General features: G+C 72.7%; 18 protein-coding genes. 14 read left to right on the top strand and 4 right to left on the bottom strand.

From position 1 onward, the window contains the following. Nucleotides 1-71: 71 nt before the first annotated feature. On the top strand, nt 72-1223 hold the full coding sequence (locus tag ACYVKX_RS06440) for a lipid II:glycine glycyltransferase FemX (RefSeq protein WP_460829915.1): 1152 nt from the start codon (nt 72-74) through the stop codon (nt 1221-1223). After that, nucleotides 1220-2290 (top strand): alanine racemase, encoded by a 1071-nt coding sequence (locus ACYVKX_RS06435; protein ID WP_460829914.1) that lies wholly within the window; start codon nt 1220-1222, stop codon nt 2288-2290. The genes ACYVKX_RS06440 and ACYVKX_RS06435 overlap by 4 nt, the downstream gene beginning before the upstream one ends. Here ACYVKX_RS06435 and ACYVKX_RS06430 read toward each other — a convergent pair. Next, a complete protein-coding gene (locus tag ACYVKX_RS06430) occupies nt 2251-3687 on the bottom strand; it encodes a glycosyltransferase family 87 protein (protein WP_460829913.1) in 1437 nt (478 codons plus the stop codon). The two genes, ACYVKX_RS06435 and ACYVKX_RS06430, sit on opposite strands and share 40 nt — an antisense overlap. Continuing rightward, nucleotides 3687-5954, bottom strand: coding sequence for a transglycosylase domain-containing protein (locus ACYVKX_RS06425; RefSeq protein WP_460829912.1), 2268 nt, complete (start codon nt 5952-5954; stop codon nt 3687-3689). The genes ACYVKX_RS06430 and ACYVKX_RS06425 overlap by 1 nt, the downstream gene beginning before the upstream one ends. A 189-nt stretch (nt 5955-6143) precedes the next feature. On the opposite strand from ACYVKX_RS06425, the gene ACYVKX_RS06420 reads away from it, so the two are divergent. The 4 genes from ACYVKX_RS06420 (at nt 6144) to ACYVKX_RS06405 (ending at nt 12669) form a co-directional block, all read left to right on the top strand. Further along, entirely contained in the window at nt 6144-6767 is a 624-nt protein-coding gene (locus ACYVKX_RS06420) for a PadR family transcriptional regulator (RefSeq protein WP_460829911.1), read from the top strand. Nucleotides 6768-6799: 32 nt separating this feature from the next. Continuing rightward, a complete protein-coding gene (locus tag ACYVKX_RS06415) occupies nt 6800-7885 on the top strand; it encodes an inositol-3-phosphate synthase (RefSeq protein ID WP_460829910.1) in 1086 nt (361 codons plus the stop codon). A 91-nt stretch (nt 7886-7976) separates the two neighbouring features. Beyond that, a complete protein-coding gene (locus tag ACYVKX_RS06410) occupies nt 7977-8939 on the top strand; it encodes a hypothetical protein (RefSeq protein WP_460829909.1) in 963 nt (320 codons plus the stop codon). A 100-nt stretch (nt 8940-9039) separates the two neighbouring features. Then, entirely contained in the window at nt 9040-12669 is a 3630-nt protein-coding gene (locus ACYVKX_RS06405; protein ID WP_460829908.1) for a PKD domain-containing protein, read from the top strand. Here the strand turns inward: ACYVKX_RS06405 and ACYVKX_RS06400 are convergent. Then, a complete protein-coding gene (locus ACYVKX_RS06400; RefSeq protein ID WP_460830111.1) occupies nt 12666-14081 on the bottom strand; it encodes a CCA tRNA nucleotidyltransferase in 1416 nt (471 codons plus the stop codon). The two genes, ACYVKX_RS06405 and ACYVKX_RS06400, sit on opposite strands and share 4 nt — an antisense overlap. 65 nt (nt 14082-14146) lie before the next feature. Here ACYVKX_RS06400 and ACYVKX_RS06395 point away from each other — a divergent pair, with 65 nt between their 5' ends. The 7 genes from ACYVKX_RS06395 (at nt 14147) to trxA (ending at nt 22843) form a co-directional block, all read left to right on the top strand. After that, nucleotides 14147-16273, top strand: a complete 2127-nt coding sequence (locus tag ACYVKX_RS06395; protein WP_460829907.1) for a DUF6049 family protein — start codon at nt 14147-14149, stop codon at nt 16271-16273. Next, the gene (gene murJ / locus ACYVKX_RS06390; protein ID WP_460829906.1) at nt 16270-17946 is read left to right on the top strand and encodes a murein biosynthesis integral membrane protein MurJ; all 1677 of its coding nucleotides are present in this window, start codon (nt 16270-16272) and stop codon (nt 17944-17946) included. Before ACYVKX_RS06395 ends, murJ begins: the two co-directional genes overlap by 4 nt. Before the next feature lie 212 nt (nt 17947-18158). Further along, complete coding sequence (locus ACYVKX_RS06385) at nt 18159-19949, top strand: protein kinase domain-containing protein (RefSeq protein ID WP_460829905.1); 1791 nt, start codon at nt 18159-18161, stop codon at nt 19947-19949. After that, entirely contained in the window at nt 19946-20635 is a 690-nt protein-coding gene (sigM, locus tag ACYVKX_RS06380) for an RNA polymerase sigma factor SigM (RefSeq protein WP_460829904.1), read from the top strand. The genes ACYVKX_RS06385 and sigM overlap by 4 nt, the downstream gene beginning before the upstream one ends. A gap of 38 nt (nt 20636-20673) precedes the next feature. Continuing rightward, nucleotides 20674-21321 (top strand): hypothetical protein, encoded by a 648-nt coding sequence (locus ACYVKX_RS06375; RefSeq protein ID WP_460829903.1) that lies wholly within the window; start codon nt 20674-20676, stop codon nt 21319-21321. A 95-nt stretch (nt 21322-21416) separates the two neighbouring features. Beyond that, on the top strand, nt 21417-22427 hold the full coding sequence (gene trxB / locus ACYVKX_RS06370) for a thioredoxin-disulfide reductase (protein ID WP_460829902.1): 1011 nt from the start codon (nt 21417-21419) through the stop codon (nt 22425-22427). Nucleotides 22428-22516: 89 nt separating this feature from the next. Beyond that, nucleotides 22517-22843, top strand: coding sequence for a thioredoxin (trxA, locus tag ACYVKX_RS06365; protein WP_460829901.1), 327 nt, complete (start codon nt 22517-22519; stop codon nt 22841-22843). Nucleotides 22844-22846: 3 nt separating this feature from the next. On the opposite strand, the gene ACYVKX_RS06360 is transcribed toward trxA, so the two are convergent. Continuing rightward, nucleotides 22847-23473, bottom strand: a complete 627-nt coding sequence (locus ACYVKX_RS06360) for a GNAT family N-acetyltransferase (RefSeq protein WP_460829900.1) — start codon at nt 23471-23473, stop codon at nt 22847-22849. A 61-nt stretch (nt 23474-23534) separates the two neighbouring features. Here ACYVKX_RS06360 and ACYVKX_RS06355 point away from each other — a divergent pair, with 61 nt between their 5' ends. Then, complete coding sequence (locus ACYVKX_RS06355) at nt 23535-24749, top strand: pyridoxal phosphate-dependent aminotransferase (protein ID WP_460829899.1); 1215 nt, start codon at nt 23535-23537, stop codon at nt 24747-24749. Nucleotides 24750-24751: the final 2 nt, after the last annotated feature.

Genomic DNA, 24751 nt, shown 5'->3' with positions numbered 1-24751 from the left:
CCTCCGCCGCGCGGTCCGGACCGGCATCGCCCGGTCCGGGTGAGATGGTGCCGATTCGATAGCCTCGACAGGTGCCTCGACCCGAGCCTCGACCCGAGCTCAGCGTCCGCGAGATCTCCCCGGCCGACCATCTGGAGTTCCTCCGCGGTCGCCGCTCGGTGAGCTTCCTCCAGACGCCCGCGTGGGGGCAGGTCAAGTCCGAGTGGCGGCACGAGTCGATCGGCTTCCTCCGCGGCGGCGACCTCGTCGGCGCCGGCCTGGTGCTCTACCGTCAGCTCCCGCGCCTCAAGCGCTTCCTCGCCTACCTCCCCGAGGGCCCCGACCTCGACTGGGCGTCCGACGACCTCGCCGCCTGGCTCCGCCCGATGGCGGCGTACCTCAAGGGCCGCGGCGCATTCGGCGTCCGGATGGGCCCGCCGGTCGTCACCCGCCGCTGGGACGCCGCCAGCGTCAAGGAGGGCATCGCCGAGGAGTCGGTGCGCCGCCTCGGCGACCTCCTCCCCACCGAGCGGACCCACACCGGCGCCCGCGTGGTCGCCCAGCTCACCGAGCTGGGCTGGCGCCCGCAGGCGGTCGCGGGCGGCTTCGCCGCGGGCCAGCCGCAGTACGTCTTCTGGGTCCCCCTCGCCGGCCGTACCGAGGACGAGGTGCTCGCCGGCATGAACCAGCTCTGGCGCCGCAACATCAAGCGGGCCGTCAAGGAGGGCGTCGAGACCGCGTCGTACGCCGGCGCGGACATCGAGCCCGAGCTGAAGTCGTTCCACGACCTCTACGTCCACACCGCCGAGCGCGACCGGTTCACCCCCCGCCCGCTCGCCTACTTCCACACGATGGTCGACGCGCTCGGCGCCGAGGACCCCGACCGGATCCGGCTGTACGCCGCCCGCCACGAGGGCACCCTGGTCGCGGCCACCATCGGGATCCGCGTCGGCGCGCACGCGTGGTACTCCTACGGCGCCTCCTCCACCGAGAGGCGCGAGGTCCGCGGCTCCAACGCCGTGCAGTGGGCGATGATCCGCGACGCGATCGCCGCCGGCGCCGACGTCTACGACCTGCGCGGCATCACCGACACCCTCGCCGCCGACGACCCGCACCTCGGGCTGATCCAGTTCAAGGTCGGCACCGGCGGCGAGGCGGTCGAGTACGTCGGCGAGTGGGACCTCCCGCTCAACAAGCCGCTCTACCGGGCCTTCGACCTCTATCTGAAGAGGCGTGCCGGATGACCCTCACCCTGACGGTCGACGGCGACCGCTGGCGCCGCCACCTGCGCGCGATCGCCGACGGCGAGCCCGGCCTGGTCCCGGTCGCGAAGGGCAACGGCTACGGCCTCACGCTCGGCCGGCTCGCGCGCAAGGCCCAGTGGCTGTCCGACCAGGGGCTGGGCGTCGACACGCTCGCCGTCGGGACGTACGACGAGCTGCCCCACGTCGCCCAGCGGTACGCCGGCAGCCTGCTGGTCCTCACCCCGTGGCGCCCGTTCGGCGCGGCCGTCGAGACCGACCCCGCGCTGTCGCGGCGGATCGTCCACACCGTCAGCCGGGTCGAGGACCTCGCCGACCTGCTCGGCCGCCAGCCCGACGCCCGCTTCGTGCTCGAGCGCGCCACCAGCATGCTGCGCCACGGCATGACCGCCCGCGGCCTGTGGGCCGCCGCCCGCGAGGTCGCCGCCCGGCCGGGCGCGCGGGTCGAGGGCGTCGCGCTGCACCTGCCCCTCGCGCACGGCGCGCACCTGACGGAGGTGCGCCGGCTCGTGAACGACGTGGTCGCGGCCGAGCTGGACCTGCGCACGATCTGGGTGAGCCACCTCAGCTCCGCGGAGCTGACCGAGCTGCGCGCGGCGTACCCCGATCTGACCTTCCGGCCGCGGATCGGCACCGACCTGTGGCTCGGCGACCGCGGCGCGCTGCGGGTGACCGCGACCGTGCTCGACGTGCACGAGGTGGAGCGCGGCGACTCCTACGGCTACCGGCACCGCACCGTCCCCAAGGCCGGGCACATCCTGGTCGTCAGCGGCGGTACGGCGCACGGCATCGGCCTCGAGGCGCCGACCGGCGAGGCGTCCATCCGGGCCCGCGCCGCGACGCTCGCGCGGGGCGGCCTGGACGCGGCCGGATTCGTCCGCTCGCCGTTCTCGATCGACGCCAAGCTGCGGCTCTTCGCCGAGCCGCCGCACATGCAGGCGTCGATGCTGTTCCTCCCGCACGGCGCGCGGGTGCCGGCGGTCGGCGACGAGGTGGACGTGCGGGTGCGCTACACCGCGACGGCGTTCGACCGCATCGTCATCACCTGACTCGTCTGACGCACCACGTCGTGCCGCGGCTGCCGGAGGTCGCGCACCACCACCGCCACCAGGTAGAGCTCGGCCGCGACCCGCAGCAGGACGGCCACCCAGTAGAACCCGGCGTCGCCGCCGCCGGCGGGCGCGAGGAAGCCGCCGAGATACCACCACACGGCCGCGAAGTAGAGCACCTCGCCGGCCTGCCAGATCAGCAGGTCGCGCCAGCGCGGCCGCGCGAGCACGGCGAGCGGCAGCAGCCAGAGCACGTACTGCGGCGAGTACACCTTGTTGACCAGCAGGAACCCCGCGACGATCAGGAACCCCAGCTGGGCCAGCCGCGGCGCCGACGGCGCGGACAGCCCGAGCGCCAGCACGCCGACGCACCACGCGCCGAAGAGCAGCCACGAGACCAGGTTGACCGTCGACGGATCGAACGCGAACGGGTCGCCGGCCCGGTCGAGCGCCTGCTGCACGACCAGCCACATCGACCCGAGGTCGGCGCCGCGGTCGGAGTTGAAGGTCCAGAAGACCTGCCACTCCTCGCGGCCCGAGAGGTACGCCGGCAGGTTGGCGACCAGCCACGCGCCGGCCGCGCCCGCGGCGGCGAGGGCGAACGCGCGGAGCCGCCGTCGGCGCAGGCAGATCGCCAGGACCCCGCCGAGCAGGAAGAGCGGATAGAGCTTCACCGCGGTGCCGAGCCCGATCAGCACCCCGGCGAGCACCGGTCTCTCCCGTGCCCACGCCCAGAGCGCCCCGGCGACGAACACGACCGCGACCAGGTCCCAGTTGACGAGGCCGGTGAGCAGCAGCGCCGGCGAGAGCGCGAAGGCGGCCGCGTCCCAGGGCCGGCGCGGGTTCACCCCGGCCAGCAGCCAGGCCGCGAGCAGCGTCAGCACCGCGAACCCGAGCGCGTTCACGATCACGAACGCCCGCATCTCGCGCCTGACCTCGGCGGTGCCGGCGAAGTCGTCCACCGCCATCCGGTAGCGCGCCGCGACGTCCGGCGACCCGGTCAGCCACTGGGCGACCCGCGCAGCGCCGTACGCCCAGTAGGAGATGCCGACGGGATACTCCATCACCTCGTAACGCCCCCGCGTCTCGGCGTCGTCGCTGTAGGGCCAGGCCAGCTCGGCGAAGCCGCGGCCGGTGTAGAGGTAGGGCAGGTCGGAGTAGCACATCTGCGTGTAGCGCTGGGTGCCGTCCTGCCAGGTGTCCTGGTAGCACCCGGCCTTCTGCACCATCCCCAGCCCCAGCACGACCGCGGTCATCGCCAGCACGATCCGCACCGGCGTCCACCACGGGTGCCGGCCCGCGCGCGGACCGGCCGGCCCGCCCACGCTCTCGCTCAGCGCGCCGACGACCGGGTCGTCCGTCGTGGGATGGACCCAGTCACCGCGCGCCGGCGGCATCAGGCCGCCCGGTCGGCAGGCGTACGCCGCCGGCCACGCATGCCACGGGCACCGCCCGACTGCCCGCCGGCCGGCGTACTCGGAGTGTCGCTCGGCGACGGGGAGTTGGTCGGGGTCTCGCAGCCCAGCAGGCCGCAGGACTCGGTCGGTGTCTCGGTCGGGGTCTGCGTGGGCGACTGGGTCGGGGTCTGCGTGGGCGTCTGGGACGGCGTGTTCGAGGGCGTCGGCTTCTCGCTCCTGGTCTTCGTCGGCGGTGGCGGTGCCGGCTCGTGGCCGGAGGACGGCGCCTCGCCGTCGACGTACGCCGGCGGCGGGAACTCCTCGACCTCCACGCCCGCCATCGCCCGCTGCATCACCGCGGTCCAGGTCTGCGCGGGGTAGGTGCCACCGAAGAACGGCTCGAGGTAGCCGTCGAGCGGCTCGGCCCCCTTGCCCCGCACGTAGACCACGGAGGTCGCGAGCTGCGGGGTGTAGCCGGTGAACCACGACGACACCACGTCGCCCTCGTCGTTGGTCGAGGTGCCGGTCTTGCCGGCGGCCGGCCGGCCGAGCTCGAGCGCGGCCGTGCCGGAGCCGGCCTGCACGACCTGCTGGAGCGCGTAGGAGACGTCGGCCGCGATGTCCGGCTCGACGGCGTCGCGCGTCTGCACCTTGTGGTTGTAGCTGACCCTGCCGTCGGCCTCCTCGACCTTCTCGATGATGTACGGCTGCGCGGCCTCGCCCCCGGCCGCCAGCGTCGCGTAGGCGTTGGCCATGTTGATCGGGCTGACCGTCGCGCTGCCCAGCGCGACGCCGATGTTCGGCTGCAGGCCCGGGGTCTGGTCGGGGAATCCCTGGATCTTCGAGGTCCGCTCGGCCGGCGGCAGGCCCATGTCCCGCATCGCCTGGAGGATCTTCGCCGGTCCGTCCTCCATGCCCAGCGCCATGTCGATGAACGCGGTGTTGATCGAGTCCTGGGTCGCCTTCAGCATGCTGACGGTGCCGTAGCTGGTGTTCCCCTGGTTCTCGACGTTCGTGCCGTCGGGCAGGTCGTAGGGCGAGTTGCCGTCGAAGGTGTCCTTGAGCGAGAAGCCGTCGCGGATGGCGGCCACCAGCTCGAACGGCTTGAGCGTGGAGCCGCCCTGGCCGCCGGCGACCGCCCAGTTGATCTGCGACTGCAGGTAGTCCTGGCCGCCGTAGAACCCGCGGACCGCGCCGGTGCCGGGCTCGACGCTGGCCACGCCGACGTGCAGCTCCTTGTCGCCGAGCCCGTCTGGCCGCGCCTCGGCGACGCCCTCGGCGGCCGCCTTCATGTCCTTCTCGGTGAACGTCGTGGTCACCCGCAGGCCCCCGCCGTCGATCTGCTCGTCGGTGTAGCCGAGCCGCTTGAGCTCGCCCCGGACCAGCGTCAGCATGTGGCCGCGCTGCCCGCCGTACCGGCTCTCGGCCTGGATCTCCGGGAACCTCGGCAGCCGCCGCTTGGCCCGGTCCGCCTGGCGCGCGGTGATGTCGCCGGCTTCGGCCATGCCGTCGAGGACCCAGTCGTAGCGGGCCTTGAGCCTGGCCCGCTCCTCCTTGCCGTTGGCGGGATCCATGTCCGACGGGTTGTTGAGCACGCTGGCGAGGACCGCGGACTCCTTGAGCGTGAGGCTCCTCGCGTTCTTGTCGAAGAAGGCCCGGGCGGCGGCCTGCACGCCGTACGCCCCGCGGCCGAAGTAGATGGTGTTGAGGTAGCCCTCGAGGATCTGGGACTTGCTCTGCTCCCGCTGGATCTTCAGCGAGAGGATCGCCTCCTTGATCTTGCGCTTGTAGGAGCGCTCCTGGGTCAGGTAGAGGATCTTGACGTACTGCTGGGTGATCGTCGACGCGCCCTGCTGGGCGTTGCCCTGCGCGTTGCTGAACGCCGCCCGGAGGATGCCCTTGGGGTCGATGCCCTTGTCGGTCCAGAAGCTGCGGTTCTCGGCCGCGACCACGGCGTTCTGGAGGCTCTCGGGCATCTCCTTGATGGGGATCGAGTCGCGGTTCTGGGTCGCGAAGCTGCCGACCTCGGTCTTGCCGTCGGCGTAGTAGACGAAGGAGGTCTGGGTCTCGAACTCCTTGTTCGGGTCCGGGATGTCGATCGCCCGGTAGAGCACGACGAACGCGCCGACGGCGAGCAGGGCGAGCACCAGGCCGGTGACGCCCAGCCACCTCACGACCCGCAGCACCTTCTGCTTGCGTGTGCGCCGGGGTCGCTTCGGGGCGCCCTTCTTGACCGCGGGGCCGGCGGCCCTGCGCTTACCACTCACGAGGCTGTACTACTCACGGGAAGGGGCTCCGGGGGTCGATGTCGAGATCCTGGTCAGGGTACGGGGAGCGGCCACGGCCGCCCAACACGACGCCCGGGTGCCCTCGGCCACGTCGCTCCCGCAGGATTCCCACGGCCCCGGACAAGTCCCCGGTTCGCATTGCGCGGATATATCGCTACGATAGGTCGCGTGGCACGTCGTGGTGAGACCATCGAGCTGGCAGTCCTCGGGCTGCTGCACGAGGGACCCATGCACGGCTACGAGCTCCGCAAGCGGCTGAACCTCATGCTCGGCTGGGGCCGGGTGCTCTCCTACGGATCGCTCTACCCCACCCTGAAGAAGATGCTCCGGGCGTCCCTCATCGAGGAGACCATGAGCACGAAGACACCGGGCACCCCGGTGTCCAAGCGCCCCCGGATCACCTACCAGGTCACCGAGGCCGGCACGCGCGAGTTCGAGCGCCTCATGTCGGAGGTCGGTCCCACCGCGTGGGAGGACGACAACTTCGACATCCGCTTCGCCTTCTTCTCCTCGACCGACATGGAGATCCGGCTCCGGGTGCTGGAGGGGCGGCGTACCCGCCTCCAGGAGCGCCTGGCCCGGGTCCAGAGCCAGCTGGCGATGACGCAGAAGGAGGTCGACCGGTACGCCGCGGAGCTCCAGCGCCACGGCGTCGAGTCGGTCGAGCGCGAGGTCCGGTGGCTCTCGGACCTCATCAACGCCGAGCGCAGCGGAGAGCCCGACCGGGTCGTCGCCCCCGCCGAGGGCGCCGACACCACCAGCAACGGCCAGCGGGCCACCCCTCAGAAGTAGGACTTCGGAAGTTGACTAAGGAAGGAATCCAGATGGGTTCGGTACGAGTGGCAATCGTGGGAGTGGGCAACTGCGCCACCTCCCTGATCCAGGGCGTGCACTACTACCAGGACGCCGACCCTGCGGGCACCGTCCCGGGTCTCATGCACGTCACGTTCGGCGACTACCACGTCTCCGACGTGCAGTTCGTCGCGGCGTTCGACGTCGACGACAAGAAGGTCGGCAAGGACCTCTCGGAGGCGATCAACGCCTCCGAGAACAACACCATCAAGATCTGCGACGTGCCGACCCTCGGCATCGAGGTGCAGCGCGGCCACACCCTCGACGGCCTCGGCAAGTACTACCGGGAGACCATCGAGGAGTCGGCGGCCGAGCCGGTCGACGTCGTCCGCGTCCTCCAGGAGACCGGCGCCGACGTCCTCGTGTCCTACCTGCCGGTGGGCTCGGAGGAGGCCGACAAGTTCTACGCGCAGTGCGCGATCGACGCGGGCGTCGCGTTCGTCAACGCACTGCCGGTGTTCATCGCCTCCGACCCGGAGTGGGCCAAGAAGTTCGAGGACGCCGGCGTCCCGATCGTCGGCGACGACATCAAGTCCCAGATCGGCGCGACCATCACCCACCGCGTGATGGCCAAGCTGTTCGAGGACCGCGGCGTCACGCTGGACCGCACCTACCAGCTCAACGTCGGCGGCAACATGGACTTCAAGAACATGCTCGAGCGCGAGCGCCTGGAGTCCAAGAAGGTCTCCAAGACCCAGGCCGTCACCTCGAACCTGCACGGCTCGCTGGCCGGCAAGGTCCACGACCGCAACGTCCACATCGGCCCGTCCGACTACGTGGCCTGGCTCGACGACCGCAAGTGGGCCTACGTCCGCCTCGAGGGCCGCGCCTTCGGCGACGTCCCGCTCAACCTGGAGTACAAGCTCGAGGTCTGGGATTCCCCGAACTCCGCCGGCATCATCATCGACGCCATCCGCGCCGCCAAGATCGCCAAGGACCGCGGCCTCGGCGGCCCGATCATCAGCGCCTCGTCGTACCTGATGAAGTCGCCCCCAGTCCAGCTCCCCGACGACGAGGGCCGCCGCCGCGTCGAGGCCTTCATCGCCGGCGAGGAGTGACCTGCTCCTGATGTGGCTCGGCTGACGCCCATGTCCACAGGTACGCCGGCGCCAGGTTCGTCCACAACCAGGAACCGGGCAGGCCGGATCCATGCCGCACCGCTGGGATCCGATCGCACCATCCGTCACCGGGCTCGTCCCGCCGGTGCGCGCGGGCGGGTCCGGCCCGACGCCCAAGCAGGCGCGCGGACCGGGCTGGCGCAGGACCTCGCCGGGCCTCTACGTCCCGGCGCACGTGAGTGACACGCTCGTCGAGCAGCGCATCGTGGAGGCGACCGCTCGTGGTGGGGTCGTCACCGGGTGGGCCGCGCTCCGGCTGCGCGGCGGCGGCTTCTTCGACGGCCTGGCCCGCGACGGCAGTACCCGGCTCCCGGTGCCGATCGCCGCATGCGACTCGCGGACGCGAGGTGACTCGGGCATCGCCGTGATCGAGGACCGCATCCCTCCGGACGACATCACGGTCGTGCACGGCATCCGCTGCGCCACCGCGGCACGGGCGCTCTTCGACGAGATGCGCCGGATCGGGGAGGTGCGGGAGATGGCGGTCGCCATCGGTGCCGCGTGCGCCGCCCGGCTCACCACGGTCCGCACGATGCGGACCTACGTCGCCACGCGACGCTGGTACCGCGACGTACGCATGTGCCGGGAGGCCGTCGAGATGGCCGTCGAGGGCTGCCGATCGCCCCAGGAGGACCGGTTCCGGCTGATCTGGGAGTACGACGCCGGCTGGGGCCGCCCCCTCATCAACCGGGCCGTGTACGACCTGCGCGGCCGGCTGGTCGCCGTACCCGACCTGCTCGACGTGGAGCGCGGCGTCGTCGGAGAGTACGCCGGCGCCGACCACCGCGACATCGACCGCCACGCAGACGACATCGCCCGCGAGGCCGCGCTCCGCGACGTCGGCCTGGAGTACGTCGAGGTGGTCGGCCGTGACCTGCGCAGCCGTGAGCGCGTCATCCGGCGCATGGAGCGGGCGGCGGCTCGCGCGGTGCACCTCGAGCGGCGCTGGCGGATCGTCGAGACACCAGAAATGGCCCCTCAGCCGGCTGATTGAGGGCCGTTTCTGGTGTCTCGACAGTAACCAGCACGACCGGCCGGTCGTTGCCGAGGTACCGCGTCGCCATCGGCGACCACTCCCGAGATTGCGTCCACCCATGACCAAGCCCTCACTTCGCCGCAGCACCGCCCTCCTCGCAGCCCTCGTCACCGGCCTCGCCGGCCTCGTCGCCCTCGCCGGCCCGGTCCCCGCAACCGCGGCCGGGACCGACACGAGCACCGGCCCCACCACCGTCTCGCTCCCGAAGGCCGCCCCGGCGGCGCCCGTGGTGAGCACCGTCAGCGTCGGCGGCCTGCGGGTGGAGAACAGCTTCGTGTCCTCGGTCGGGTGGGTGAAGCCCGGCGATGCCTACCCGTCGCGGATCATCGTCAGCAACACCACCGACCTCCCCGTGGCCGGCGCCACCGTGCGGGTCACCGCGCCCGAGGGGTCGACGATCACGGGCGCCGGCTCCGGCGCGACCATCACCGGCGGCGGCACCGAGGTCGCCTGGACGGTCCCCGCGATCCCGGCCAAGCAGACCCGGACCCTGGTCCTCGAGAGCGTGGCCGACACGACCGCCCAGAACCCCGAGATCGTCTGGCGCGACATCTCGACCACCGCCGACATCACGGTCGCCGGCGCGACCAGGTCGGCCACCAGCCACGGGCCCAAGGTGATCCCGCCGTCCGGGGTCTACGACACCGCGCGGTACGGCGACCGCCCGTTCCCGGTCGTCCCGGTCCAGTACCGGGATCGCGCCTACCAGGCCGGCAACAACGGCGACTCCCTCGAGTCGGTGATCAACGACCCGGCCAACCCGGGCTCGACGTTCAACCTCTTCCAGGAGATGTCGCTCGGCCAGCTGTTCCCCGAGGGCACCGTCCCGTCCGCCGGGATCGCGACCAAGGACTTCACCTACGCACCGGGGTTCGACTTCACCCAGATCGAGCCCGGCCAGACCTGCACCGGCCTGACCCAGACCGCCGGGGTCCCGGCCCCCGGCACGGTCGGTGGCGTCGGCTACACCGAGCGGATCACCGACGGCGTCTACAACCTGCCCGGCAACACCGGCTACTACGGGTCCGACGCCAACGGCTCGGCGATCATCGGGTCGCTCGCGGGCGTCGGCGCCCTGCAGAGCATCGACTCCGGCTGCGGCCCCGCCGGCAAGATGGTCTACGACGCCGCCGCGATCGCGGACCCGGAGATCGACTACTCCGACTACGACACCGACAAGGACGGCGTGGTCGACTTCTTCATGGCGGTCTTCGCCGGCTGCGGCGGCAACGGCTCCTCGCAGCTCTCGGCCGCCGGCTGCGACTACACCGACGCGCCGTACGACAACGTCTGGCCGCACTCCTCCTCGCTCGAGTACTACTACACCGACCCGGTGACCGGGCTGCCCGGCTACACCACCGACGACCAGCTCAAGGACCTCGAGGGCCGGCCGCTCTGGTACACCGACAACACCTACGGCGACATGACGACCACCGACAAGGGCGACGCCCTCAAGGTGTTCGTGCGGGTCGGCCCCTACAACGTCAACCCCGAGACCGCGATCGACAAGGCCTCGGTCATCTCGCACGAGTACGGCCACTCGCTCGGCCTGCCGGACTTCTACTCCACCGGCAGCCGCGAGACCTACGGTGACTGGAACCTGATGGCGACCGACAAGTCGCAGAACATGGACGCCTTCTCCCGCCAGGAGCTCGGCTGGGTCGTGCCGCAGGTGCTCCAGCCCGGGCAGACCACGACCGTCACCGGCATGACCGACTCCAAGGAGGACACCGGCACCATCACGTGGCAGCGCCCGGACGGTACGCCGTACACCCTGACCAACGGCCCGGACGGCATCGTGCGCAACTCGGAGATGTTCGTGGCCAAGCTCCCCGGTCGCCAGCTGCTCGACCCGGCGGCGTTCGACACCGGTGACAAGGCGTCCAAGACCCACGCATGGTGGTCGGGTTCCGGCAACGACTTCGGCTGCGCGCCCAACGGCGCTCGCAACCTCGACCTGTCGATCCCCGCCCTGGCGAGCCTGCCGGCCGGCAGCACGGTGAAGCTGACCTTCAAGTCCAACTGGGACATCGAGTGGGACTACGACTACGGCTACGTGCTGACGACCACCGACGGCGGCAAGACCTACACCTCGCAGGCGTCGGAGAACGGCTACACCACCTCCAACACCGACCCCCTCGCCGGCAACCCGAACCAGAACACCTGCCAGGCCGGGTACGACAACGGGCTCACCGGCACCAGTGGTTCGTACGCCGCCGGCACGGAGGCGACCGACCGCAAGCTCGGCAACACGCCCGCCGGGGTCTTCCTCACCGACAGCTACGACATCAGCGACCTGGCCGGCAAGCCGAACGGCGCGCTCCGGTTCAGCTACGCCACCGACCCGGGCCTGGCCCGGCCGGGCTGGTTCATCGACGACGTCACCGTCACCGCGACGACGCCCTCGGGTGAGCGGATTCTGCTGAAGACGGACTTCGAGACCGACGGCGGTCCGAACGACGCCCGGGTGTTCAACGGCGGCTGCCGCGAGGATCTCACCACGGCCCAGCGGTGCACGCAGGGCTGGAAGTACCTCCAGGCCGGGGCGGAGTCCGCGCAGGACCACGCCTACTACCTCGAGATGCGCGACCGCTCCGGCTTCGACCTCGACGGCCGCGGCCAGGTCGACCGCACCCCGATCGCCTTCCAGCCGGGCCTCTACCTCGGCTACACCGACGAGGCGCACGGGTACGGCAACACCGGCACCGACAACCCGCCGGCGCAGTCGCCGCTCGACGCCGTGCCCGAGCCCGGCAACGACACCCCGGACCTCAGCGACGCCGCGTTCACCGCGGCGGCCGACCGGTCGTCGTACTCCGACGCGAAGGCGAAGCCGCACGTCGACAACTACACCGACCCGACCTCGGCGTCGGGCAACTGGGAGTTCGCCTACGACTGCCTGGGCTTCAAGGTCACGTCGATGTCGGGCGACAGCGACGGCCCGGCCACCTCGAACGGCGACCTCACCGGCTCGGTGGACTTCACCATGGGCACCGGCTGCGGCGCGTTCGACTACGGCTACGTCCCGGTCGAGGCGCCGGACAACACCGCGCCCACCGCGAGGGCGACGGCGACGCCGGCGACCGCGCGCGTCGGCGAGCCGGTGCGGCTCGACGCGGGTGGCAGCACCGACGCCGAGACGCCCGGCGACCTGGACTACAGCTGGGACCTCGGCGACGGCGGCAGCACCAAGGACGCCGCCGGCGAGGTGGTCCGGCACCGCTTCGACGCACCCGGCACGTACGCCGTGACGGTGCTCGTCACCGACCCGTCCGGGGCGACCGACACCGACACCGTCCGGGTCCGGGTCACCGACCGGCCGGCACCGCCGACCCGCCGCAGGACCGTGGCGTGCGAGAGCGACCAGGTGACCAAGCACGGCAGCTGGCGCAAGGTCCGCAGCTACTGCGACAACGCCGGCAGGGGCAAGGGCCGCGACACCATGAGGCTGACGGTCGTCGGCCCGCAGGTCGAGTTCTTCTTCGGCCGCGCGAGGGGTGGCGGGAGGGCCAAGCTCCTCGTCGACGGCGAGCGGGTCGGCACCGTGAGCTTCCGCGACTCCTCGCCGAAGGTGCGGCTCGGGCACCGCAAGGTCCTCCGCGGCCTGGGCCCCGGACCGCACCGGCTGACGCTCGTGGTGGTCAAGGGCCGGGCCTACGTCGACCGGTTCCGCTTCCGCCGGACCTAGCGTTCGGCCCACCAGGCGAGGAGGGCGCGGGTCGCGTCCTCCTCGCTCATCGGGCCGCGGTCCATCCGCAGCTCGAGCAGGAACCGGTACGCCGCGCCGACCTCGCGCCCGGGCCCGATGCCCAGGACCGCCATGATCGCGTTGCCGTCCAGGTCGGGGCGGATCGCGTCGAGCTCCTCCTGCTCCGAGAGCCGGGCGATACGCGCCTCCAGGTCGTCGTACGTGCGCTGGAGCCGGTCGGCCTTGCGCTGGTTGCGCGTGGTCGAGTCGGCGCGGGTCAGCACGTGCAGCCGCTGGAGCTGGTCGCCGGCGTCGCGGACGTAGCGGCGCACCGCGGAGTCGGTCCACTCGCCGGTGCCGTAGCCGTGGAAGCGCAGGTGCAGCTCGACCAGCCGGCCGACCGCGTCGATGTCGCCGTTGGAGAAGCGCAGCGCCCGCATCCGCTTGCGGGTGATCTTGGCGCCGACCACGTCGTGGTGGTGGAAGGTCACCGTGCCGTCGTCGAGGAGGCGCCGGGTGCGCGGCTTGCCGACGTCGTGCATCAGCGCCGCGAACCGGGCCACGAAGTCCGGGCCCTCCAGCCGCTCGGCCTCCAGGTCGATGGCCTGCTCCAGGACGGTCAGCGTGTGCTCGTAGACGTCCTTGTGCCGGTGGTGCTCGTCGCGCTCGAGCTTCAGCGCGGGCAGCTCGGGCAGCACCAGGTCGGCGAGGCCGGTGTCGACGAGGAGGGCCAGGCCCCGGCGGGGGTACGGCGCGCAGACCAGCTTCACCAGCTCGTCGCGGACCCGCTCGGCGGAGATGATCTCGATCCGGCCGGCCATCGCGGTCATCGCCGCGACCACCTCGGGCGCGACCTCGAACCCGAGCTGCGCCGCGAACCGGGCCGCCCGCATCATCCGCAGCGGGTCGTCGGAGAAGGAGTCCTCCGGCCGGCCCGGCGTGCGCAGCACCCCGTGCGCGAGGTCGACGACGCCGCCGTACGGGTCCTCGAGCGCGCGCCCCGGGAGCATCACGGCCATCGCGTTCACGGTGAAGTCGCGGCGGCCCAGGTCGCCGGCCAGGGTGTCGCCGTACGCCACCTCGGGCTTGCGGGAGGCCGGGTCGTAGGACTCCGAGCGGTAGGTCGTGATCTCGACCTGCCACGGCCCCTTGCGGCAGCCGATGGTGCCGAAGGCGCGGCCCATGTCCCAGATCGCGTCCGCCCAGCCGGAGAGCAGCGACTCGGTCGCGTCGGGGTGCGCGGACGTCGTCAGGTCGAGGTCGTTGTGCCGACGCCCGAGCATCGCGTCGCGCACCGGGCCGCCCACCAGCGCGAGCTCGTGGCCGGCGTCGGCGAACCGGCGGCCGAGCTCGTCGATGACCGGCGCGATCCGGTCGAGCTCGACGGCGACGGCGCGCTGCGCGGCGGCCATGTTGAGCGGCGGGGGAGGGGCGTCGGGCACGGGCCAGCAGTCTAGGGGACAGTAGAGTCGCGGGCGTGCTTCGCCCGGTGTCGTTGCTGTCTGCCCTCGTGGTCGCGGCGGCCTGTCTCGCCGGGTTCGCGGCGCCGGTGCACGCCGCGGCGCCGCAGCGCGCGGCCGAGGACACCCCGCTCACGGTGACCATCGACAGCCTCAGCCCGACCGCGATCCCGCGCAAGGGCCCGATCCGGGTGTCGGGCACCGTCACCAACCGGGACGACCAGACCTGGACCTCGGTCAACCTCTACGCGTTCCTCGACACGACGCCGATGACCACGCCCCAGGAGATCGCGGACCAGGCCGAGGTCGCGCCAGAGGAGTACGTCGGCGCGCGGATCCTCGAGCCCGGCACCTACGCCACCGTCGACGAGCTCGCGGCCGGCGCGACCGCGCGGTACTCCCTCATCGTGCCGCGGTCGGTGGTCCGCGCCCGGGTGTCCGAGCCGGGCGTCTACTGGTTCGGCGTGCACGCCATCGGCTTCGACGAGAGCGGCACGGACGACGGCCTGGCCGACGGCCGCGCCCGCACGTTCATGCCGCTGATCCCGGCCCGGACCCAGAAGACCGTCGACACCGCGCTCGTGATCCCGATCCGGCGCCGGATCGCCCACGCCCCCGACGGCTCGATCGCCGACGTACGCCGCTGGACCCGGTCGCTGCGCGGCGGCGCGCTGAGCTCGCTGGTCGACCTCGGCGCCACCGCCGGCGGCCGGCCGGTGACCTGGCTGGTCGACCCGGCGGTCGTCGACGCCGTACGCCGCCTCGCCGACGGCAACCCACCGCGGTCGCTGGCCCCGACGATCACTCAGGGCGGAGAGGGCGGAGAGACCGAGTCGCCGAGCCCGTCGCCGACCGAGGACGCCGAGGGCCAGGACGAGGGCCGGGCGGAGCCGGACCCGCGGACCGCGGCCGCCGCCGCGGCGGCCACCGACTGGCTCGACCGGCTGCGTCGGGCGCTCCCCGGCAACGAGATCCTCACCCTGCCCTACGGCGACCTCGACGTCGCCGCGGCCGCCGAGCACGACCCGCGCGCCTACCGCGAGGCGCGCAAGCGCTCCTCCGGCGACCTCGCCCCCTGGGACCTGCCGACCACGCCGGCGGTCGCCGCGCCGAGCGGCTACCTGGACGCCGCCGGCATCCGGCAGACCGAGCCGGGCACCACCACGATCGTCACCGACCAGATGTTCGGCAGGGGCGCGCCCGCGATCGCCACGACCGCGGGCCGCACCCTGGTGGTGTCGTCGTCGGGGGCCGCGAGCGGCGGGCCCGGTCCCGACGACCCGCTCTCCCCCATCGCGGTCCGGCAGCGGATCGCCAGCGAGGCCGCCGTCCGGCTGCTCGCCCCGGACCAGCCACCGCTGTTCGTCGTCCTCCCGTCGACCTGGTCGCCCCCGGCCGACAGCGACTTCTTCGCCGGCCTCGACGACCTGGACTGGATCGACCTGACGACGGTCGACGGCGCCTCCTCACGACCCGGGACCGCGGTACCGGCCGGCGACCTCGACTACCCCGAGGAGCAGGACCAGCTCGAGCTCGACGCCACATCCTTCGCCGCGGCGCAGGACCTGGTGGGCGCCGGCGAGACGCTGCAGAACCTGCTCACGCTCAACGACCAGGTCGCCGCCGAGGTGCGCGACGAGGCGTTCACCGACCTCTCCTACGCGACCCGGGGCAACCCCGCCGAGGCGAGCGCGGGCGCGAGCGCCTCCACCGGCTGGATCACCTCCCGCCTGCGCTCGGTCGGCATCGACGCCCCCAAGGCCGTGATCCTCTCCAGCGGCAGCGGCGGGTTCGCCGCGACCGTGACCAACGGGCTCGACCAGCCCGTGAGCGTGCGGATCCGCGCGATCGCCGAGCCGCCGCTCAAGGTCTCCGTGCCCGCCGAGACGATCGAGCTCAGTCCCGAGAGCCAGAGCACCGTGCTGCTCAACGCCTCCTCCACGGCGGTCGGCATCCGGAACCTCCGGCTGCTGCTGACCGACAGCGACGACGTACCCCTCGGCTCGTCCGACGACCTGCCGATCCGGTCCAACCGGGTCAGCAACGTGATCTGGCTGATCGTCGGCACCGGCATCGCGCTGCTGTTCGGCGCGATCGCGGTCCGCCTGTTCCGCCGCGTGCGTACGGCGAGGCGCGGCTCGTGAGCGACGGGGCCGGCGCGGCGCGCGAGAGCGAGCAGCAGCGCGACCTCGCGAACAGCGTGCTGATGGCCGCCGGCACGATCGTGTCGCGGATGAGCGGGTTCGTCCGGTCCGCCCTGCTCGTCGCGGCGCTCGGCAACGCCCTGCGCGCGGACCTGTTCACGATCGCGAACACGATCCCGAACATGCTCTACATCCTGCTGGCCGGCGGCGTCATCAACGCGGTGCTGGTGCCCCAGCTGGTGCGCTCGATGCGCAACGACGCCGACGGCGGCGACGCCTACCTCGACCGCGTCGTCACGCTCGCGGCCCTGTTCCTCGGGGCGGTCACCGTGCTGCTCGTCGCCGCGGCGCCGTGGGTGATGGACCTCTTCCTGTCCGCGAAGTACGACGACCCCGCGCTGGCGGCCCAGCGCGAGTCGATCATCGCGCTCGCCCGGTTCTGCCTGCCGCAGGTCTTCTTCTACGGGATGTTCGTGCTGGTCGGCCAGGTCCTGAACTCCCGGGGCCGGTTCGGCCCGATGATGTGGGCGCCGATCGCCAACAACGTGATCTCGGTCGGCGTGCTCGTCGTCTACCTGTTCGTCTTCGGCCCGGCGAAGGGCGCCGAGGTCTTCGGCGCGCTCTCCCCGGGCCAGGAGCTGCTGCTCGGCCTCGGCGCGACGCTCGGCATCGTCGCGCAGTTCGCCGTGCTGGTGCCCTACCTGCGGGCGGCGGGAGTGCGCCCGCGCCCGCGCTTCGACTTCCGGCACACCGGCCTCGCCCACACCCTGCGGCTCGCGGTGTGGACCGTCCTGTTCGTGATCGTGAACCAGGTCGCCTACACGGTCGTGGTCCGGCTCGCCGGTGGCGGCACCGCCGAGAGGGGCGACGGCACCGGCATCACGATCTACTCCTCGGCGTTCCTCATCATGATGGTCCCCCACTCGATCGTGACGGTCTCGCTCGCGACCGCGATCCTGCCGGGGCTCTCCGCCCGCGCGGCCGAGGGCGACCACGGCGGCATGTCGCGGTCGCTGTCGGGCACCCTGCGCACCGCGCTCGCCGTCGTCGTGCCCTTCGCGCTGCTGATGCCGGTGGTCGCCACCGACCTGTCCCACGTGATCTGGGGCTTCGGGGCGTCGGCCGGCACCTTCGACCGCTTCGCGCCGTCACTCGCGCTGTTCGGCGTCGGCCTGGTGTTCTTCACCGTCCACTACCTGATGCTGCGCGGCTTCTACGCCCTCGAGCGCACCCGCACCGTGTTCTGGATCCAGTGCGCGGTCGCCGGCACCAACGTCGCCGCCGCGCTCCTGCTCGTCCGCGCGGCCACCGCCGCCGAGACCTCGCCGGCGCTGGTGCTCGCCTACAGCGCCTCCTACGTCGTCGGCTCCGTGATCTCGTACGCCGTGCTCCGGCGCCTCCTGGGCGGGCTGCGCACCCCGGCGCTGGTGCGCTTCCTGGTGCGCATGCTGATCGCTGCCGGGCTCGCGACGGCGGCGGCCGCCGCGGCGGCGTACCTCCTCGACCTGGTCGACGACGACCCGGGGTGGCTCCTCGCCGCCGTCCGCGTGGTCGTGGTCGGCGCGGTCGACGTGGTCGTGCTGATCGCACTGGCCCGGATCTTCCGGGTCCGCGAGGTCACCACGATGGTCGAGACCCTGACCCGCCGCGTGCCCGTCCTCCGCCGGCCGTAAGGGGGTGTCGCGCAAGCCGGATGCGCCTGCTGCGCGGGCTTGCGCATCCGATCTGGCGGCGTTGTCGGCGACTCGACGGGCCTCCGGCCCGCCTTCGCACCTCCGCCTTGCCAGATACGGCGCGAAATCCCGCTCGCGACGGCGCCGGCTTGCGTGACACCCCCTGGCCCGGATCTACGATGGCCCTGTCCGGGAACGACGAGGGGAGTTGCGTGCCGAGCTCGATCCGGCCCGGCGACGTGCTCGCCGGCCGGTACCGCCTGGTCGACCTGCTGACCGAGAGCAGCGGCGGCCGCTTCTGGCGAGCGCACGACAAGGTCCTCGAGCGGTACGTCGCCCTGCACATCGTCGCCGCCGACGACGAGCGCGCCCCGGCGCTGCTGGAGGCCGCCCGCCGCTCGGCGCTCGTGCACGAGCGCCGGCTGCTGCGGGTGCTCGACGCCGACCGCACCGACGCCCTGGTCTACGTCGTCAACGAGTGGGGCTCGGGCGACTCGCTCGACATCATGCTCGCCGGCGAGGGGCCGCTGACCCCGCGCCGGGCGGCCTGGCTGGTCTCCGAGGTGGCCGCCGCGATCGCGAACGGCCACGAGGCCGGCGTCGCGCACGGCCGGCTGGTGCCCGAGAACGTCCTCGTCGACCACACCGGCGCCGTCCGGCTGATCGGGTTCGCGGTCGAGGCGGCGCTGTTCGGGCTGGGCCCGTGCCGCCCGAGCGCCGACGTCGACGCGCTCGGCGGCCTGCTCTACGCCGCGCTCACCGGGCGCTGGCCGGGCGCGCTGCCCTCGCAGGTGCCCGTCGCCCCGGTCGTCGGCGGCCGGGTGCTGCGGCCGCGCCAGGTGCGCGCCGGCATCCCGAAGCCGCTCGACGTGCTCTGCGACGAGGTCGTCAACCCGTACGCCGACAGCGACGGCTCCCGGCTCCGCGAGGTCCACGACCTGGCCAGCGCCCGCGGCATCGCCGACTACCTGGCGGCGTTCGTCGGCGACCCGACCGGCCTCGCCGCGGCCGAGGCCGCCGCCGGCCACCGCGACCTGACCGAGACGATCTCGCTGCCGGGCATCCCGGACCCGCCGCCGCGCGAGCCGGAGCCCGCCTCGACCGAGCTCCCGACCGAGGCCGGGCTGCCGATCTTCGACGACGACAACGACGACGTGTCCTGGCTGGCCGCGCGCGCCGAGCCGGCACCGCCCCCGCCGCCGTTCGAGGAGCCGCCCGAGCGGCCGCTGTTCGCGCCCGAGCCCGCGGACGGCCCGGCACGCACGCCCCGCAAGCCGGTGCCGGCCGCGGCGGCCGGTGGGGCGTCGTACTGGCCCTGGGAGAGCACCGGACCGAGCACCGGCACCGGCCTCACGCCGGCGATCGACGAGCCGGACGAGGAGGTGCCGGGGCGCAGCTGGCTGCGGCTCGCCGGCGTCATCGCGGCCTGCCTGCTCCTGCTGCTCGCGATCGTGGTCGCCTACAACCTCGGCCGCGGCCGCAGCCCGCTCGGCGCCCTGCCCGGCCAGGGCGACGACGGCCCGTCGACCAGCCCGTCGGCCACTCCGACGGCGCAGGTGATCACCGGCGTGACCGCGACCGACTTCGACCCCCAGGGCTCCCCGCCGCGAGACGAGTACCCGGAGCTGGTGCCGCTCGCGCTCGACGGCAAGCCCGGCACCGCCTGGTCGACGATGACCTACACGCAGAACTTCGGCCCCGGCGGCCTCAAGGACGGCGTCGGGCTGATCCTCGACCTGGGCCGCTCCTACGACGTCGGCTCGGTCGACCTCACCTTCCTCGGCGCCCCGACCGGCTACCGGCTCTTCGTCACCGACGCCGCGCCCACCGGCGTCTCGGGCCTCACCCCGGTCGCGGAGGGCACCGCCGCGGACGAGAGCCGCACCCGCGTCGACCTCGAGCGTCCCGCCACCGGCCGGTTCGTCACCGTCTGGCTGACCTCGCTGCCCCAGGTCGAGGACGGGTTCCGCGGCCAGGTCGCCGAGGTGGCGGTCCGGGGATGACCCCCGACGAGCTGGAGTCCGCGAGCGACGCCGACCTCCTGCGCGCCCACGTCGACGGCGACCCGCACGCGTTCGGCGCCCTCTTCGGCCGGCACCGCGACCGCCTGTGGGCGGTCGCGCTGCGCACCATGGGCAACCGCGAGGACGCCGCCGACGGCCTGCAGGACGGCATGGTGGCGGCGTACCGGCGGGCCGGGAGCTTCCGCGGCGACGCGGCCGTCACCACCTGGCTGCACCGGGTCGTCGTCAACGCCTGCCTCGACCGGCTGCGGGCCGCGAAGGTGCGCCGCGCCGAGGCGCTGCCCGACGACCTCGAGGAGTACCGCCACCGCGGCTCCCTCGCCTCCGCGACCGACGAGGCGGACGACCCGGCCGACCGGTCGGTGCGCGCGGAGCGGCGGGCGCAGGTGCTGACCGCGCTGCGCACCCTGCCCGACGAGCAGCGCGCGGCCCTGGTGCTCGTCGACATGGAGGGCTACCCGGTCGCCGAGGCGGCCGAGATCCTCGACTGCGCGGTCGGCACCGTGAAGTCGCGGTGCTCGCGCGGGCGAGCCCGGCTCGCCGAGCTGCTCGCTCCCCTGCTCGAGCCGGACGACGACGCGGCCCACCTCCCCGCACGGAACCCGCGTCCGGCGGGCCCCGTCGAAACCGACGATGCCCCCCGCGGGCCACCCACCCCGGCCTGACCGCGAGCCCCAGCCCTTCCCGAGGAGGTGAGTCACCCATGACCGAGGACGACCAGGTACGCCGGCTGCTGGCCGCCGCCCGCCACACCGACCCGACCCCGGCCGACGTCGTCGAGCGACTGGACGGGGTGCTCGCCGACCTCCACGCCGGCCGGCCGCCCCGGCCGGCCGTCACCGACCTCGCCGCCGCCCGCCGCCGGCGCCGGGCCCGCGCCCTGCTGGTCGCCGCGGCCGCCGTGGTCGTCGCCGGCGTCGGGTTCAACCAGCTCCTCGGCGCGAGCACGTCCGGTGGCGACGCCAGCTCCTCGGCCGACTCCGGTGGCGCCGCCGAGGTCCAGGGGAGCCAAGGGGACGGCCTCGCCAGCGGGCTCCCCGGCGACCGCTTCGAGGGGGCGCCGGGCACCGCCTCGAAGCCCGCCGCGCGCGTCGCCGCCACCGACTTCGGCGAGTCGGCGCTCCGGCTCCGCCGGGTCACCCTGACCACCCAGCTGGACGGGGCGTACAGCCTCGCCAAGGCCCGGTGCACCGGCCGGGACGCCGGCACGGGCACCCTCGTCCCGATCCGGTACGACGGCCGGCCGGCCGCGCTCGTCTACCGCCTGCCGCGGGGCCGCACCCAGGTCGTCGACCTCTACCTCTGCGGCCGCGGCGGGGTCGCCCGCTCGATCACGCTCCCCGCACCCTAGTCACCATCAGGGTCGCGCCGGGCGCGGGAAGATCCCTCGCCTACGATCGGTTCTACTCACCGCGCACTTCCGAGCCCCGAGGAGAACCGACCCCCATGACCGATGTCCGCGATGTGATCGTCATCGGCTCCGGCCCGTCCGGCTACACCGCCGCGCTCTACACCGCCCGGGCGAACCTCAAGCCGCTCGTGTTCGAGGGCTCGGTCACCGCCGGCGGCGCGCTGATGAACACCACCGAGGTGGAGAACTTCCCCGGCTTCCGCGACGGCATCATGGGCCCGGCCCTGATGGACGAGATGCGCGCCCAGGCCGAGCGCTTCGGCGCCGAGCTGGTGCCGGACGACGTGGTCGAGGTCGAGCTGACCGGCGACGTCAAGACCGTGCGGACCGCCACCGGCACCTTCCGCGCCCGCGCGGTGATCCTCGCGATGGGCTCGGGCTACCGCAAGCTCGGCCTCCCCCGCGAGGAGGAGCTCTCCGGCCGCGGTGTCTCCTGGTGCGCCACCTGCGACGGCTTCTTCTTCCGCGAGCAGCACATCGCCGTCGTGGGCGGCGGCGACTCCGCGGTCGAGGAGGCGACGTTCCTGACGCGCTTCGGCTCCAAGGTGTCGCTGATCGTGCGCCGCGACGAGCTGCGCGCCTCCAAGATCATGCAGGAGCGCGCTTTCGCCGACCCCAAGCTGGAGATCCTCTGGAACTCCGTGGTCGCGGAGATCAACGGCGCCGACCGGCTCGAGTCCCTCACGCTCGAGGACACCGCGACCGGGAAGACCCGCAACCTCGACGCGACCGGCCTGTTCATCGCGATCGGCCACGACCCGCGTTCGGAGCTCATCGGCGGCCAGGTCGACCTCGACGAGAACGGCTACGTCGTCGCCAGCCACCCCTCGACCGGCACCAACCTGCCCGGCGTGTTCGCGGCCGGCGACCTGGTCGACCACCACTACCGGCAGGCCATCACCGCCGCCGGCACCGGCTGCGCGGCGGCCCTCGACGCCGAGCGCTACCTCGCGGAGCTGGACCACGCCGCGGCCGGCACGCTCGACGCACAGGCGCGTGCGGACGCCGAGATGGTCACCGAGGCTGTCCAGACCGCCGGGGCCTGACCGGCCCGATCCGCGCGCCGGGAACAACCGTCCCGGCGTCGCTGTTGACCGGACCAGACCTCAGAGTTCACCGAAGAAGGGAATCACCCGTGGGCAACATCAACGCCGTGACCGACGCCGAGTTCGACGCGCAGGTCCTCAAGTCCGACAAGCCGGTCCTCGTGGACTTCTGGGCGGAGTGGTGTGGCCCGTGCCGCCAGGTCGCCCCGATCCTCGACGAGATCGCCTCCACCCACGGCGACAAGATCACGTTCTTCAAGATGAACGTCGACGAGAACCCGGTCACCCCCTCCAACTACCGGGTCACCGGTATCCCGACGATCAACGTCTACCAGGGCGGCCAGGTCGTGAAGACCATCGTCGGCGCCCGGCCGAAGGCGACGCTCCTCAACGAGCTGTCCGAGTTCATCGCCTGAGCTCTAACGAGCACTCCGCGAGGCCCGCGTCGACTTCGGCGCGGGCCTCAGCGCGCTCATCAGCCGGTCGATGGCGGCGTCGACCTCGTCGCGCCAGGTGACCGCGGTGCGCAGGTCCATCCGCATCCGCGGGCTGGCGCGGTGCGGCCGGTGCGTCTTGAAGCCGACGCTGCCCAGGAAGTCGACCGGCAGCACGCAGCGACCGGTCCGGCCCCGGGCGTCGCCGAAGGCCTCGATCGCCCCGATCCCCCCGCGCTTGATCAGGTCGCGCGCCATCCCCTGCACGAGCATCCGGCCCAGCCCGCCGCCGCGGTAGGCCGGGTCGACGTAGGCCATCGTCAGCAGCACCGCGTCCGGGGAGGCCGGCGCGGTCGGGAACCCCGCGGCGCCGGGCACGAACGCCTCGGGGGCGTAGACGACGTACCCCGCGGGCCGTCCGTCGACCAGCGCGACCCGGCCGCAGGAGCCCCACTCGCGCAGCACCTCCGACACCCAGGCGTCCTTCTCGGCGCTCGCGTCCTCGGTCCGCTCCCGGCGGACCGGGTCCAGCTCCCAGAACAGGCAGGAGCGGCACGGGGCGTGGAACGTCTCGAGGTGGTCCAGCGTCAGGCGGACGATCTTGCGCGACATCACCTCTCCGTCCCGTGATACCCGGATGCCATCGTAGGCCGCCGCCTGCGACGATGGGCGGGTGCGCAAGATCCGACAGAGCCGGAAGCTCCAGAACGTCCGCTACGACGTGCGGGGCCCGATCCTCGTCGAGGCCCAGCGGCTCGAGGCCGAGGGCCACCACATCCTCAAGCTGAACATCGGCAACACCGCGCCGTTCGGCTTCGACGCGCCCGAGGCGATCGTGGCCGACATCGTCCACCACCTGCCGGACTCGCAGGGCTACAGCGACAGCCAGGGCATCTACCCTGCGCGCACGGCGGTCGCGCAGTACTACCAGAGCCACGGCCTGCGCGACGTCAGCGTCGAGGACGTCTTCATCGGCAACGGCGTCTCCGAGCTGATCACGATAGTGCTGCAGGCGTTCCTCGACGACGGCAACGAGATCCTCGTGCCGGCGCCCGACTACCCGCTGTGGACCGGCGCGATCACGCTGTCCGGCGGCACGGCCGTGCACTACGACTGCGACGAGAGCAACGGCTGGGACCCCGACCTGGCGGAGGTCGAGTCCAAGATCACGGAGAACACCCACGGGCTGGTGATCATCAACCCGAACAACCCGACCGGGGCCGTCTACAGCGAGGCGACCGTCCGGGGCCTCATCGACATCGCCCGCCGCCACGACCTGGTCGTCTTCGCCGACGAGATCTACGAGAAGGTCATCTTCGACGACGCGGTCCACCACCACGCGGCGACGTACGCCGGGGACGACGTGCTGTGCCTGACGTTCAGCGGGCTCTCCAAGGCCTACCGGGTCTGCGGCTACCGCGCCGGCTGGGTGATGATCTCCGGGCCCAAGGAGGTGGCCGAGGACTTCCTCGAGGGACTCACCCTGATCGCGAACATGCGGATGTGCGCGAACGTGCCCGCCCAGCACGCGATCCAGACCGCGCTCGGCGGCTACCAGTCGATCCAGGAGCTGATCGTCCCCGGCGGCCGCTTCTACGAGCAGAGCAAGCTCGCCGACCGGCTGCTCAACGACATCCCCGGCGTCAGCAACGTCGCCCCGCGGGGCGCGCTCTACTGCTTCCCGCGGCTGGATCCGGAGGTCTACCCGATCGAGGACGACGAGACGTTCGTGATCGACCTCCTGCGGTCCAAGAAGCTCCTGGTCACCCACGGCACCGGCTTCAACTGGCCGGCGCCCGACCACTTCCGGCTGGTCACCCTCCCCGACGTCCAGGTGCTCGAGGAGGCGATCGGCCGGATCGCCGACTTCCTCCAGACGCGGTACTGACC

It is taken from the genome of Nocardioides hungaricus, assembly GCF_054782915.1.
This window is presented reverse-complemented; position numbering and strand designations above follow the sequence as displayed.